This window comes from Actinoallomurus acanthiterrae (assembly GCF_054775715.1).
The window spans coordinates 10943632-10958525 of the sequence record NZ_BAAHCO010000001.1 but is presented as its reverse complement, the minus strand read 5'-3'; the positions used below and the strand labels follow the sequence as shown (position 1 = coordinate 10958525).

Below are 14894 nucleotides of genomic sequence, written 5' to 3'. Positions count from 1 at the left end.
ACTCGGGAGCGGCCCCACATGCAGCGCACTACCGCTGACGCCCGTGACTACCGGACGTCTCAGCTGGACGTCCTGGAATCCGAATCGATCCACATCATCCGGGAGGTCGCGGCCGAGTTCGAACGGCCCGTCCTGCTCTTCTCCGGCGGCAAGGACAGCATCGTCATGCTGCGTCTCGCCGAGAAGGCCTTCTGGCCGGCGCCGGTGCCCTTCCCCGTCATGCACGTCGACACGGGGCACAACTTCCCGGAGGTGCTCGAGTACCGGGACCGTCGTGTCGCCGAGCTCGGCGTCCGTCTGGTGGTCGCCTCCGTGCAGGAGTCCATCGACAAGGGGCGTGTCGTGGAGGAGACGGGCCGGCGGGCCAGCCGGAACCGTCTGCAGACCACGACGCTGCTGGACGCCATCGAAGAGCACCGTTTCGACGCGGCCTTCGGCGGCGCCCGCCGCGACGAGGAGAAGGCCCGTGCGAAGGAGCGCGTCGTCTCCTTCCGTGACGACTTCGGTCAATGGGATCCCAAGAACCAGCGGCCCGAGCTGTGGAGTCTGTACAACACCCGGATCCGCCAGGGTGAGCACGTCCGGGTGTTCCCGCTGTCGAACTGGACCGAGCTGGACATCTGGGACTACATCCGGGTCGAGGGCCTGGAGATCCCGCCGATCTACTTCGCGCACACCCGCACCGTCTTCGAACGCGACGGCATGCTGCTGGCCGACAGCCCCTATTCCAACCGGGGCGACGACGAGCCGGCCTTCGAGGCCATGGTCCGCTACCGCACGGTCGGCGACATGAGCTGCACGGGCGCCGTCGAGTCGACGGCGGTCACCCTGGACGAGGTCATGGGTGAGATCGCGGCCACGCGGATCACCGAGCGCGGCCAGACCCGCGCCGACGACCGCACCAGCGAGGCCGCCATGGAGGATCGCAAGCGGGAGGGCTACTTCTAATGGACATCCTGCGGTTCGCCACCGCCGGTTCGGTCGACGACGGCAAGTCCACTCTCATCGGACGCCTGCTGTTCGACTCCAAGTCGATCTTCGAGGACCAGCTCGAGGCCGTCGAGCGGACCAGCCGGGACCGGGGCGAGGACTACACCAACCTCGCCCTGCTGACCGACGGCCTGCGCGCCGAGCGCGAGCAGGGCATCACGATCGACGTCGCCTACCGCTACTTCGCGACTCCTCGGCGGAAGTTCATCATCGCCGACACCCCGGGCCACATCCAGTACACCCGGAACATGGTGACCGGCGCCTCGACCGCCGACCTGGCGATCGTCCTGATCGACGCGCGCAAGGGCATCCTCGAACAGTCGCGCCGGCACGCGTTCCTGGCCACGCTGCTGCGGGTGCCGCACCTCGTGCTGGCGGTCAACAAGATGGACCTCGTCGACTACGACCAGGCGACGTTCGAGCGGATCAAGGACGAGTTCACGTCGTTCGCGGCCAAGCTGTCCGTCGGCGACCTGACGTTCATCCCGATCTCGGCTCTGCACGGTGACAACGTCGTCGAGCGGTCGGCGAACATGCCGTGGTACGACGGCCCGTCGCTGCTGCACCACTTGGAGAACGTCCACATCGCCTCCGACCGCAACCTCATCGACGTGCGGTTCCCCGTGCAGTACGTCATCCGCCCGCACAAGTCCACCGACCCGGAGCTGCACGACTACCGCGGCTACGCGGGCCAGGTCTCGGGCGGCGTGCTCAAGCCGGGCGACGAGGTCATGCACCTGCCGTCCGGGCTGACCACGCGGATCAAGCGCATCGACACCGCCACCGGGCCGGTGGAGGAGGCGTTCCCGCCGATGTCGGTGACGCTCCTGCTGGAGGACGACATCGACATCTCCCGGGGCGACATGATCTGCCGGCCGCACAACCGGCCGCAGGTCACCCAGGACGTCGACGCGATGGTCTGCTGGATGTCCGACGAGCGACCGCTCGTGCCGCGCGGCAAGCTGGTCATCAAGCACACCACCCGTACGGCCAGGGCGATGGTCAAGGACCTGCACTACCGGCTCGACGTCAACACGCTGCACCGCCACGAGGACGCCGAGCGGCTGCAGCTGAACGAGATCGGCCGGATCAGCCTGCGCGTCACCCAGCCATTGTTCGCCGACGACTACGCCCGCAACCGCGCCACCGGCGGGTTCATCCTCATCGACGAGGCCACCAACGCCACGGTCGCCGCCGGCATGATCATGGAGAACCGCTAGCACGCGGTGGGCCCGGCTCCGCGGGGAGCCGGGCCCGTACGCTCATGCCCGGTGGATGAGCAGCCGGGAATCCGCCGTCGGCGATGAGCTCACCTCAGGCCCGGTGAGTGAGCCGACCGGGAATCCGCCGATCGGCTCACCTCAGGCCTGGTGGCCGGGTGGGAAGCCGCCGGTCGCGATCGGTCCCCACTCCTCGATGTGGATGCGGATGAGCGACTTGCCCTGTCGCCGCATCGCCTCCCGGTACTCCTCCCAGTCGGGGTGCTCACCGGCGATGCAGCGGTAGTACTCGACGAGCCCCTCCAGCGCCTCGGGCATGTCCAGCACCTCGGCACGCCCGTCGAACTGGACGTACGGGCCGTCCCAGTCGTCGGACAGCACACAGATCGACACCCGCTCGTCCCGGCGCAGGTTCCGCGCCTTGACCCGCTCGGGATAGGTGGAGATCACTATTCGTCCCTCGCCGTCGACGCCACAGGCGACGGGGGACATCTGGGGACGGCCGCTCGACCGTACGGTCGCCAGCAGCCCGTGATGCCGCGGGCGCAGGAACTCCAGCAGGGCGTCCCGGTCGACACGCTCGGCGGTCGCGATTCTCGGAGCCACAGAAATCGCCTTTCCGGATGGAACGGTTACTGCGCGACAGACTAAATCTGTACCCTTTCCGGGTGCTGCCCTCCGTCGGAGTGGTGATCCCCACTCACAACCGTCCCGAGTTGCTGCGCCGCGCGGTGGAGTCGGTGCTCGCCCAGGAGTACGACGGACCGGTGCGCGTCGTCGTCGTGTACGACCGGGCGACGCCCGACCAGAGCCTGGCGGGGGACCGGGTCGAGGTGCTCGCCAACACCCGTACGCCGGGGCTCCCCGGCAGCCGCAACACCGGCATCCTCGCGCTCGACACCGACCTCGTGGCCTCCTGCGACGACGATGACGTGTGGCTGCCCGGCAAGCTCGCGGCCCAGGTCGCCGCCCTTCAGGCCGAGCCCGAGGCGGTGCTCTGCAGCTGCGGCATCCTCGTCGAGTTCGACGGCCGGGAGATGCCCCGGCTCGCCGGCGCCGAGCACGTCGGCTTCGACGACCTCGTCGGCGACCGGGTGATGAGCGTGCACTCCTCGACGTACGTGGCGCGGCGCGAGGCGCTGATCGACATCGGCATGGTCGACGAGACGATCCCCGGCGGCCAGGGCGAGGACTGGGACCTGGCCTTGCGCGCTGCCCGGCGGCATCCGATCGTCAACGTCGACCGTCCGTACGTCCGCGTGCTGTTCGGCCAGACCTCGTACTACGCGCAGGCCTGGGAGACGAAGGTCGAGGCCCTGCGGTGGTTCCTCGACCGGTATCCGGAGATCGGCGGCTCCCCGGCCGCCGCCGGGCGGGTGTACGGGCAGATCGCGTTCGGCTGCGCCACGATCGGCCGGCGCAGGGAGGCGGTCCGCTGGGCCGGCCGGGCGGTACGCGCCAACTGGAAGGAACGCCGGGTGCCGTTCGCGCTCGCCGTCGCCTCCGGCGTGGTCTCGGGAAAGCGGGTCCTGCTGACCCTGCACGCCCGCGGCCGCGGCATCTGACCGACCGCAGCCGTCCCCGTACCCGCACGGCCCGTGCGCCGCTGTCCGCGCCGGGTGGGCGCGTCGCCGGGCTCCGGTGTGTCGTGGCCGTCGGCCGGCCGGGGGCACATCGTACGGTGCCCACGCTCGCGTCACCCGGCCGGGCGATCCCGCGCCGGCCGGGCCAGAGTCTGTCTCGAAGTCCCGCTGTCCTTCGAGATAGGCCCTAGAGGTGATCAGGTCCAGGTGACCTTGGGGTGCGCCGCGGTCTCGTCCGCGCTGTTGTCCGCCGGTGCCTGCCGCGTCGAGTCGGCGGGGCGGGCGCCGTCGGTGCGCGGGGCGGCCTCCGCGGACCGCGCGTGCCCGGCGGGCCGTGACCGGCCGGACGACCGGCCCTGACCCGCGGATCGGTCCGACGCGACGGGCCGGTCCTGGCTGGGCGGAAGGGGGGTCTCGTTGGTCCGTACGGAGTCCTCGGTGGACGCGGGCGGCAGCGGCGCGGGGCGATGACGCCGGCCCTTCCGCGGGGGGCTGTCCTCGTCGGACACGGCCACCATGTCCATGACCGTCGGCGGCTCCTCGATGGCCTGGTACTTGCTCGGCGCCGCCGGCGGAGCGGACGGCCGCTCGCGCAACGGCGGCGCGGTCCGCGCCGGCAGCGATGGCCGCGGCGGCGCGGTCGGCATCTTGTCGTCCTGGGCCGGGAGGACGACCGCGCCCATCACCGCGGCGCCCATCCGGTCGATGCGGCGCACGCCGTCGCGGACCTGGGCGTAGCGGGCGAGGGGGATCTCGACCACCATGAGCGCGGCGTCGGCCAGGTCCGCGAGCGCCTGGGCGTCCGCGCCCAGTTCGGTGGACGGGGCCTCGATGACCGTGAACCGGTACTTGTCCCGCAGCGACCCGACCAGCTTGGTCATCTGCTCCCGCTGCAGGAGCTCGGCGGCCAGTTCGCCGTTCGCGCCGACCGTGATGGCGCTGAGGGTGGGCGCGCCGTGGTTCTTGCGGATCACCTCGCGGGCCTCGGCCCAGCCGAGCAGCACCTCCGACAGCCCTGGGCCCTCCGGGAGGCCGAGGAGCTCGCCGGCCACCGAGGAATTCAGGTCCGCGCAGATCAGCAGCACGTCGGAGCCGGTGCGCGCGAGCGCGGCGGCGAGGTTGGCGGCGACGATGCTGCCGCCGCGGCCCGGGGCCGCCCCGGTGACGAGGAGCACGTGGTTGCCGTGGCCGAGCGTGGCGGTGAGGACGTGGGACAGCTCGTGGAAGCTCTGGCCGGTCCGGCTGCGCGCCGGCAGCAGCCCCAGCCCCTCCCGGCCGCGCTTGGCCGGGACGTCCACGAGGACCGGCAGGTCGAGGATCCGCTCGATGTCCTGCGCCGTACGGACCCGCTTGTCCGTGCGGTCCAGCAGGATGGCCAGGACCACGCCCAGCAGCAGGCCGCCCACCAGGCCGCTGGGCAGGTACTTCGCCAGAGTGGGGTCGGAGGGGGCCGACGGCAGCCGGGCGTCGGTGATGATCTGGCCCGGGCTGACGTTGGCGGCGAGCACCCGCAGGTCGGACGCCTTGTTGTTCATGGCCTGCATCTGGGCGACGACCAGGTTCTTCTGCACCTTGTCGGACATCGTCCGAAGCTGCTTGGAAAGGGAGTTGATCTGCCGTTCCAGCGCGGACATCTGGCTCATCAGGATGTTGGTGGCGCTGTCCCGCCGGTCGTCCAGGTAGGCCTGCGCGAACGCGTGGGCGCGGCTACGGGCCCCGTCCGCGGTCGCCGCCTCCACCGTGATGTACAGGACCGTGGAGTTGTTCGGGACGTTCACCGACACCGACGCGCTCAGCTCGCTCGGGGTGGCCTTCGAGCCGAGGCTCCTGGCCACCCGCTCGGCAACGGAGTACGACCGCACGCGCTGCGCCTCGGTCTGCAGGTTGATGTCCTGCTGGCGACCGGACTGGCTGCCGCTGTCCAGCGTGGTCGGGGTGGCGTTGACGACCGTGAAGGCGGAGTAGGTCTTGGGCATGACGACGACGAGCATCGCCGCCAGTGCGACGCCGAGCGCGGCGGCCGCGGCAACGACCCACCAGCGGCGTTTGAGCATTGCGAGATACTCAGCGAGCTCGCGTGAGCCCCCCGTGGCCGTGGCGTCCATCTGACTGCGTGGCCCCTTCGCCGAAGGTCTATGAGACCGCCATAAGATACCTTGCCGAACATCACGGAAACCTCTGCTCGTAAGGGCTCGTTCCGTGTCCAGAATGATTGTTCAGGTAATCGACGTCGGTGATCGCCGATCTGGGGCATTTCGCGGCGCGGTCTCGCAGGTCGAAATCGGTTTTGTATAGGTACTTGGTGTAATCGCCTAGTTCCGTGGCGTGTCAGTTGCCGGGTCCTAAGAACGCCGGCGCACGTGGAAGACGATGAGCCCGATTCCGGTGAGCGCCGCCACCCCGCCGATGACCAAAGCGATCATCGTGACGTTCTGCCCGCCGCCGTTGGTGTCGGCGCCCTGCCCGGCCGGGGCGGTGGCGTGCGCGGCATCGGCCGAATTGGGCAGCGGCACACGCCAGATCGGCTGCCCGGCGCCCTCGGAGTTGACCAGCAACGAGTGGCCGTCGGGCGTGAAGGTCACGCCCTCGCCCTGCTTCTGCCGCGGCAGCAGGATCTCGATCGGGTCCCCGGTCAGGGACTTGGCGACGTCACCGCCGGTGATCCACCAGAGGTACGCGGTGTCGTCGTTGCGGATGACCACGCGGTCGCCGGTGGGGGAGAAGGCACCGCCGGACGCCCCGGTGATCGGGAGGTTCGGGATGACCGCGCGCAGGAGGTTGACGCCCTGCGGGTCCGGGCTCGCCGGCGCGGCCCACAGCGCGGCGCGCTGCTGGGCGTTCTCGGTCTTGTTCACCACGAAGATATGGCCGGTGCCCGGCTGGACCAGCAGCGTCTCGGCGTTGCGCCCCGTAACGCCGTCGGCGTACCGCAGGCGGTAGGTCTCCACGCCGGTCGCCGTGACCTGGCCGGTCGTGTCCGGCGACGGCTCGGCGAACCTGATCACCTCGTAGTCACGCCGGCCGGACTTGTGGTCTTTCTGCCGGCTGAGCAGCGCGTCCCCGATGTCGCCCATGAAGATGGCCCGCTTGCCGTTCCGGAGCCGGACCGCGTTCATGTCCTCCCAGTCCTGGTTGGAACCGGCGGGCAGGCGGACCGTGAACTGCACCTTGCCCTTGGCTCCGAGCCCGAACACGTCCGTGGTGCGGCCCGAGTCCTCGTGGGAGTACAGGACGCGGCCGTTCTCGCTCGTCGCCAGCCCGCTCGCCTGGGTGATGCGCGGGTCGGTGACGACCTCGACGACCTGGGCGTCGATGGGCCCCGGCGCCGCCCCGACGGCGGTCGGCCAGAAGGCGAAGAGCGCGGCCAGGAACGCCGACGGCACGCGATGAAGGCGGATGGGCATGCTGATCCCCGGATCTCCCCACTAAGTCTCTGAGAAGGTAAGGCTCGGGGCTGCCCCCGGTAAACTCCTGCCGCCTGCGAGTCTAAGGAGCTGTCGGTGTCGAACGGGTACGAAGGGGCGGTTCCGGCGATCACGCACGTCGTCGGCGCGCCTCGGCGGGTCTGATCCTCTCGTGGTCGCCGTCAGCACCGTGAGCACGCGGCCGGCGTCCCGGCCCGGCTCCGAGACGTCCTCCTCACCCGAAAAGCCCTCATGGGGGCAGGAGCTTCCCACCTGGCCGCTCGTCGTCTTCTTCGCCGGCTACCCGGTGTGGTGGGTCCTGGGCCTCGGCGGCTTCGCCGCCAGCCTGGCGGCCCTGCCGATGCTCGGCATCCTCCTGCTGCGGCGCGGCATCCGAGTGCCCCCGAGCTTCGGGCTGTGGCTGCTCTTCCTCCTCTGGATGACGTTCTCGGCCACCCAGCTCGACTCCGCCGGACGCATGATCGGATTCGTCTTCCGGTACATGAACTACGCGGCGGCCACACTTTTCTTCCTGTACGTCTACAACTCCGCGCGCCGCACGCTGCCGCTCACCCGGCTCGTCGGCCTCATGGTCCTGTTCTGGATCTGGGTCGTGGCCGGCGGCTACCTGGGCGTCGTGCTGCCGAACGGCTCGATCAGCACGCCCATGCAGAGCCTGCTGCCCGGGTCGATCGTGGGCAACGACTACGTGAGCCAGCTGGTCCACCCGAAGTTCGCCGAGGTCCAGCGGCCATGGGGAGCGCCGAAGGCGTACAACCGGCCGAGCGCCCCCTTCGCGTACACCAACACCTGGGGCAGCCACTTCGCGCTGCTGGTGCCGTTCGCGATCCTCTACATGCGGACGGCGGCGGTCCAGTGGCGTCGCAACGCCGTCACGGTCCTGCTGATCGCCTCGCTGGTGCCCGCCTTCAGCACCCTGAACCGCGGCATGTTCCTCGCGGTCGGTGTCGGCGTCGTGTACGCGGCCGTCCGGTTCGGCTTCCGCGGCCAGGTCAAGTGGCTGGCGGCGGTGCTGGTCCTGCTGGGGATCGGCCTGGCGACGGCCTCGGCCCTCGGGGTGGGGCAGAGCGTCGGCAGCCGCACCCAGTACAGCTCCACGAACGCCGGGCGGACGACGATCTACCGCGAGGCGTTCGAGCGCACTCTGCAGTCGCCGTTCATCGGGTACGGCGCGCCGCGACCCTCCAAAACCCTCAACATCTCGGTCGGCACGCAGGGCCAGGTCTGGAACATCATGTTCTCGTTCGGCTTCGTGGCGCTGATCCTCTTCTGCGCCTGGCTGTGGTCGCTGCCACTGCGCACGCGGGCCGCGCCGGGCGCGCTGATCTGGCTGCACGTCGTCACCGTCATGGCCTCATTCATGGTCTTTTACTACGGGCTGGACGGCTCCCAGCTCGTGGTCATCTTCGTCGCCGCGGCGCTCGTGCTCCGGGAGCGGGCGGCCGGCCCGGATCCCACGCCCGTCCCGTCGCGCGTGACCGGCCTCGCCCGGCTCGCGTCCGCGCCGGGCCGCCCGAGCCCCGTGGCCTGTCCGGCTGGGTCCGGTACACGCCGGGGCCGACCTGGAGCCAGGGCGAAGAGGAGGACGAGTGACCACGCGGACCGGGGCGGCCGAGAGGCGGAGCCGGCGACGAGTGACCACGCGGGCCGAGGCGGCCGAGAGGCGGAGCCGGGGCGAGGAGAGCGACGAGTGACCACGCAGGCCGAGACGGCCGAGCACGCCGAACGTGCCCGGCGCTCGCACTTCCGCGAGTTCGCGCGCGGCGGGATCATCGGGCTGGTCGGCTCGGGCGTGGCGGCCCTCGGCGGCTTCGTCCTGACCGTCGTCGTCGCCCGGGCGCTCGGCCCCGCGCAGACCGGCGTGTTCTTCACGGTGGTCGCCCTCTTCATGATCCTCACCGAGGTGACCGAGCTGGGCGCCGACACCGGCCTGGTGCGCAGCACCGCGCGGCTGCGCGCCCTCGGCCGGGCCGGCGACCTGCGCCGTGTGGTCGTCGCCGCGCTCGTGCCCGTCCTGGCCGTCGGGGCCGTCACCGGGCTGGCGGTGTTCGCGCTCGCGCCCTGGCTGGCCGGGCTCCTCGTCGACGCCGCGCACCACGACGACGCCGTCTTCCTGCTGCGGGTCTGCGGACCCGTCCTGTCCGTGTCGGCCGCCCGCAACGTCGCGCTGTCGGGCACCCGCGGCCTGGGCAGCCTCACCGCGTTCACCGTCCAGGCGAACGTCATCACGCCGCTCAGCCGGCCGGTGCTGGTCATCGCCGTCGCCGCCCTCGGCTACGGCGCGGGCGCGGTCATGGTCGCCTGGTCCCTGCCGATCGGGCTGACCTTCGTGGCGGCGGTGATGATCCTCTGGCGGCTGGTCCGGCGGGCCGAGGCGGCACCTCCGGCCGCGCCGGCGGAGGACGCTCCGCCCGGCCCCGAGGACCCGTCGGCCGTACGGGAGTTCTGGACCTTCTCGGGCCTGCGCGGCGTCGCGGCCATGCTCGAGATCGTCGTCGTCTGGCTCGGCGTGCCGCTGGTCAGCGCGATGGTGTCCAGCCACGACGCCGGCATCTACGCCACCGCGGGCCGGTTCATCACCACGGGGACCCTTGTGCTGGCGGCCACGCGGCTCGCCGTGGCGCCGCAGATCGCCGGTCTGCTCGCCCGGGGGGAGACCCGGCAGGCCGAGGACCTCAACGCGGTCGCCACCGGCTGGGTCGTCGCCGCCTCCTGGCCGCTCTACCTCGCCCTGGCGGTCTTCGGTCCGTTCGTGCTCACGCTCTTCGGCCAGGACTTCCGCGGCGGCGCCGCGGCGATGGCGATCCTCGCCTGCGCGATGGCGCTGGTGCTGGCGACGGGCAACGTGCAGACCGTCCTGCTCATGGGCGGTAAGAGCTCGTGGAACCTCCTTGACAAGGCCGTCGTCGTGGTCGTGATGGTGGTGCTCCACCTGCTGCTGGTGCCGCCGTTCGGGATCGTCGGCGCCGCTGTCGCGTGGGGGTTGTCGATGCTCGTGGACAACGGGCTGGCCGTCGTGCAGGTGCGCTACCTCATGGGCCTGCGGCTCCGTACGAGGACGCTCGCCCCCGTCGGGCTCTGGGCGCTGGTCTGGTTCGGCGGTCTCGGCGTCGCGCTGCGGGCGCTCTTCGGGACCGGCCTGCCCGTGTTCGCGGCGTACGTCGTCCTGGCCGGCTGCGGGTACGGGGCCGTGCTGTGGCGGCTGCGGCACGTGCTGCACGCCGAGGTGATGGTCGGGGCCCTGCGGTCGCGCGGACGCGGCGGACGGGCCGACGAGAACGAGGAGGGCTGACGTGCCGACCGGGTTCGTCGGGCGGGCGAAGGACCGCTCGCCACGCTGGATGAAGGACACGGCCAACGCGATGACGCGGGCGTACGCCGTGCGGACCGCCGACCAGCGCCACCTGCCGGACTTCCTCATCATCGGCACCAAGCGCGGCGGCACCACCTCACTGTGGAACTACCTCATCCAGCACCCGCTGGTCATGCCGATGTATCCGGCCTCGCGCGGGGTGAAGAGCCCCGGCTACTACTACGTCAACTACGGCAGGGGCGACGCCTGGTACCGCTCGCACTTCGCCACCGAGCGGGAACTCGACCGGGTCGAGGAACGCCTGGGCACCCGGCCCGTCACCGGGGAGGCCTGCCCGTACTACATGTACTACTCGCCGGTCCCCGAGCGGGTGCGCGCCCGCACCCCGGACGTGAAGATCATTGTTACGTTGCGTGACCCGGTGAAGCGCGCCTACTCGCACTACTGGGAGCGGGTCGGCGACGGCGTCGAGGACCTGAGCTTCGAGGACGCCCTGGCAGCCGAGCCGGAGCGGCTGTGCGGCGAGCGCGAGAAGATGGCCGCCGACCCGAGATACTACAGCCGGGCGCACGACTTCTACACCTACCGCGACCGCGGGATCTACCGGCCGCAGCTGGAGAACTGGTTCTCGGTCTTTCCCCGCGAGCAGTTCCTCATCATGCCGGCGGAGGATCTCTACGGGAACGAGCAGGCGGCGGTCGACCGGGTGACCGAATTCCTCGGACTTCCTGCACATCCGCTGAAGATCGCCGAACGGCACAACCACCTGCCGGCGCCGCCCATGAACCCGGACACCAAGGAAGAGCTCACGGAGTTCTACCGCCCGCACAACCGGGCGCTCTATGATCTCCTAGGCGTGGAGTATTCCTGGCCCGCGTGACGCGGGCGAGATGACGTGACGACGTCCGTCCGTCGCTTCCGGTTTACCGGCCCGACAAAATTTCTGCGGCTAATTACCGGCAATAGCGGAATGGTTACACTCGTTGACAGCGAGTGCGTCTTGCACTAATTTTGCCACGTTCCTGCGCCAGCTCCCTCTGTGCTGCAGAATTACTAATCCCCCCGAGCCCCTCTGCTCGCCGCACATACACCGCGGGAGAGTTCATGGCATTTCGTCTGCCACCGCGCAAGGCGTCCCTCGCCGTCGGCGCGGCCGCGCTGGTAGCGGCCGCCGGCGTCGTATTCGTCCCCGAGTTCGCCAGCGCGGGCGCGCCGGACGGCAAGTCCTCCAGCGCCGCCGCGCTGTCCTGCTGGGCGATCAAGCAGGACTACCCGAAGAGCACCACCGGCCTGTACTGGCTGAAGACACCCCGGATGACCAGCGCCCAGCAGTTCTACTGCGACATGACCACCGACGGCGGAGGCTGGGTCCTCGTCGGCCGCGGCCGGGAGAGCTGGAACTTCCACTACGCCGGCCAGAGCAGCGCGTCGAACGTGCGCAACACCCCCACCGGCACCGCCGCCTTCTCGCCCGCCACCGTCCCCGGCGACACCATCAACGGGCTGTTCAACGGCGGCTCGATCGACGAGGTCCGGCTGCACCGCGCGAAGAACACCAGCGGCACCGCCTGGCAGGACGTCGACCTGCAGTACAAGAACCTGGCGGACTGGTCCTGGACCTTCGACGGCGGCCTGCCGCTGGAGTCCGCCTCCTTCGACGGCACGAGCTACAGCGGCGGATACACCGACAAGACCGGCAGTACCAGCTCGCTGCGCCCGTACAACTACCTGTCCACCGTCAAGGACACCAACAACGCGTGGAAGAAGGGCTTCGCGTACGGCAGCCTCGACGGCGGGTCGACCAGCGCGAGCAGCTACCTGTACCGGGCCTCTTCCAAGGGCCAGGCCATCCCCTTCACCCAGGTCTTCATCCGGCCGAAGATCACGGCCGCGACCGGTGGACCGGCCCCGGCCGCGCCGAAGCTGGTCAGCGGCAAGACCTCGTCCAGCCCCTGGGGCGTCACGGGCGTCGTCGGCGGCGGCACCGGTGAGGAGAACATCGAGGTTCACGCCCTCGGCGTCGTCGGCAGCACGCTCTACGTCGGCGGCAAGTTCCAGTACGTCCAGAAGGGCGCCAGCCCGGCCGCCGGCCAGAAGGTCGAGCAGTCCTACCTCGCGGCCTTCGACACCAGCACCGGCGAGTGGAAGTCCGACTTCCGGCCCAAGCTCAACGGCATGGTCTGGGCGGTCAAGGGGGCCGGCGACAAGCTGTTCGTCTCCGGCGACTTCACCAGCGTGAACGGCGTCGCCAACACCGGCGGCGTCGCCGCGCTCGACCTCAAAACCGGCGCCCCCGTGTCCACGTGGAAGGCCAGCCTGATCCGCAGCAGCGGCACCCCGCGGGGCCGCGCCATGGACATCCAGGACGGCTGGCTCTACATCGGCGGCACGTTCGACCACATCAAGGGCGGCACGACCATCGCCAAGTCGCCGTTCTGGGTCGGCGGCGCGGCACGCGTCAAGGTGACGGACGGCACCCCGGACACCACCTGGAACCCGTTCTTCGACGCGGGCGTGTACTCCCTCGACGCCAGCTCGAAGGGCGACCGCGTCTACTTCGGCGGCCGCATGAAGCACATGGGCAAGCAGAAGGACGTCGCGATCAACGACTTCGCGATCGTCAGCACGGCGGCGCCCGGCGGCCACATCTCCGGGCTCGGCGACACGAAGTGGATCCCCAGCATCTCCGACCCGACCAAGCCCTACCGCAACACGATCCTCGAGGTCGGGGACCGCGTCTGGATGGGCGGGTCAGAGCACGACATCCAGGTCTACGACCGGGACTTCAACAACAAGATCGGCGGGAACCTCGCCCGCTCGGGCGGTGACTTCCAGTCGACCGTCGAGATCAACGGTGTCCTGTACGCCGGGTCGCACGGCTTCGACTTCGACTACACCGACGGCTGGACGTACCCGGACCCGAAGGTCGGCGGCTACTCCAACGTGCACCGCCTCAACATGGTCGGCGCCTGGAACGCCCAGACCGGCAAATACCTGCCCAACTGGAACCCCATCTTCGCGTCGCGGGCCGGAAACGGCGTCTGGGCGCTCGTGAAGGACAACAATGGATGCATGTGGGCCGGTGGTGACCTGAAGAGCGGTTCGTGGACCGGCTCCGCCTACCAGTGGCTCGGCGGATTCGGCCGATTCTGCCCCTGACCCGATCATTCGGGCCGGGCTCGGTCGCTTCCGCGTCGTGATCAGGGAATCACCCCGCCGGGTGATTCCCTGATCACGCTTAGGGGCGGCCGGAACGGGAGGTCTTGGACGTATGAGAATCGCCAGAGGACGCGGGCGCGGCGTCGCGCTGTCGGCGGTGGCACTGATCGGGGCGGGCGCCGTCCTGTCCGCCTGCGGCTCCGCCAGCGGCAACGACAAGGGCGGATCGAAGTCTCGCGGGAGAGGCCTCACCCTCGCGGAGGGCAGGGCCGGGGTCAACGGCGGATCCTGTGGAGCCGACGCCAAGCTGATGCCGAAGTGCGGGGCGTACTGGGGCATCTACTCGGTTCAGGGCGCGTCGCTCACCTCGGCCGTCACCGACATCGAGGGGAAGGCAGGCCGGCGGTTCGACATCGTCCTGCGCTTCCATGACTTCTCGAACAAGCCGGGACCGGGCGTCTTCCCCGACGACTCCGAACGTGAGCTCGGCCGCTCCCGGCTGCTGTTCTTCGCCTGGGAGAGCAAGCTCTACGGGAAGCAGCAGAGCTACAAGTGGCGCGACATCGCCGCCGGCACCTACGACCGGTCCGTCATCCAGCCCGTCGCCAAGCGGGTGAAGGCGTACGGGCGGAAGGTCTTCATGTCCTTCGACCCGGAGATGGACCGGCACATGACCAAGGGCGAGCTGAAGGGCAACGAGGCGGAGTACGTCGCCGCGGCCCGGCACGTCCACGACGTCTTCGCCAAGGCCGGTGTCACGAACGTCGTCTGGGTCTGGGTCGTGACCGGGGCGCTCAGCGGGGACAACGCCCAGCGGATCCTCCACTCCTACCCGGGCGACGCGTACGCCGACTGGGTGGGCTGGGACCCGTACAACTTCTACAAGTGCCACGGCGGGCAGTGGCGGACGTTCGACGAGAAGATCGGGCAGACGTACCGGTTCTTCCAGAAGAACGGGCTGGGCAAGAAGCCGTTCATCCTGCCCGAGTACGGCACCCAGTTCGACCCGGCGGATCCGAAGCGCTCGCTGCAGTGGTACCGCGAGATCCCCGGCGTGCTGAAGCGGAAGTACCCCAACATCGCCGGTCTGGTCCGCTTCGACGCGGGGCCCGGCTGCAACCTGAAGGTCGACAACGGCCCGGGCATGCTGAACTCCTACGCCGAGACCGGCCGCGACCCGTACCTCAACACCTCCAGCGGGTAA

Annotated in this window: 10 protein-coding genes; 7 read left to right on the top strand and 3 right to left on the bottom strand. The window is 70.0% G+C overall.

Translation table 11 applies throughout. The features are described 5' to 3' along the window. Window positions 1-18 precede the first annotated feature (18 nt). A complete protein-coding gene (cysD, locus tag ACYVF7_RS51620; RefSeq protein WP_460354445.1) occupies window positions 19-948 on the top strand; it encodes a sulfate adenylyltransferase subunit CysD in 930 nt (309 codons plus the stop codon). Continuing rightward, the gene (gene cysN / locus ACYVF7_RS51615; protein WP_460354442.1) at window positions 948-2210 is read left to right on the top strand and encodes a sulfate adenylyltransferase subunit CysN; all 1263 of its coding nucleotides are present in this window, start codon (window positions 948-950) and stop codon (window positions 2208-2210) included. Before cysD ends, cysN begins: the two co-directional genes overlap by 1 nt. 141 nt (window positions 2211-2351) lie before the next feature. Here the strand turns inward: cysN and ACYVF7_RS51610 are convergent, their stop codons facing one another. Continuing rightward, entirely contained in the window at window positions 2352-2816 is a 465-nt protein-coding gene (locus tag ACYVF7_RS51610; RefSeq protein WP_460354440.1) for a PPOX class F420-dependent oxidoreductase, read from the bottom strand. 62 nt (window positions 2817-2878) lie between these two features. Between ACYVF7_RS51610 and ACYVF7_RS51605 the strand changes: the two genes are divergently transcribed. Further along, window positions 2879-3775: a glycosyltransferase family 2 protein gene (locus tag ACYVF7_RS51605; protein ID WP_460354438.1), complete on the top strand. Its 897-nt coding sequence runs from the start codon at window positions 2879-2881 to the stop codon at window positions 3773-3775. Between the two features lie 215 nt (window positions 3776-3990). Here ACYVF7_RS51605 and ACYVF7_RS51600 read toward each other — a convergent pair whose 3' ends face one another. Together ACYVF7_RS51600 and ACYVF7_RS51595 are read right to left on the bottom strand one after the other, a co-directional pair. Continuing rightward, window positions 3991-5898: a Wzz/FepE/Etk N-terminal domain-containing protein gene (locus tag ACYVF7_RS51600; protein WP_460354436.1), complete on the bottom strand. Its 1908-nt coding sequence runs from the start codon at window positions 5896-5898 to the stop codon at window positions 3991-3993. A gap of 237 nt (window positions 5899-6135) precedes the next feature. Beyond that, a complete protein-coding gene (locus ACYVF7_RS51595) occupies window positions 6136-7197 on the bottom strand; it encodes a hypothetical protein (protein WP_460354434.1) in 1062 nt (353 codons plus the stop codon). Between the two features lie 172 nt (window positions 7198-7369). Between ACYVF7_RS51595 and ACYVF7_RS51590 the strand changes: the two genes are divergently transcribed. From ACYVF7_RS51590 to ACYVF7_RS51575, 4 genes are all read left to right on the top strand, one after another. Then, complete coding sequence (locus ACYVF7_RS51590) at window positions 7370-10510, top strand: O-antigen ligase family protein (RefSeq protein ID WP_460354432.1); 3141 nt, start codon at window positions 7370-7372, stop codon at window positions 10508-10510. A 1-nt stretch (window position 10511) separates the two neighbouring features. Next, the gene (locus ACYVF7_RS51585) at window positions 10512-11411 is read left to right on the top strand and encodes a sulfotransferase domain-containing protein (protein WP_460354429.1); all 900 of its coding nucleotides are present in this window, start codon (window positions 10512-10514) and stop codon (window positions 11409-11411) included. Between the two features lie 224 nt (window positions 11412-11635). Further along, window positions 11636-13690: a fibrinogen-like YCDxxxxGGGW domain-containing protein gene (locus ACYVF7_RS51580; RefSeq protein WP_460354427.1), complete on the top strand. Its 2055-nt coding sequence runs from the start codon at window positions 11636-11638 to the stop codon at window positions 13688-13690. A gap of 112 nt (window positions 13691-13802) precedes the next feature. Further along, window positions 13803-14894 (top strand): glycoside hydrolase family 26 protein, encoded by a 1092-nt coding sequence (locus ACYVF7_RS51575; protein ID WP_460354424.1) that lies wholly within the window; start codon window positions 13803-13805, stop codon window positions 14892-14894.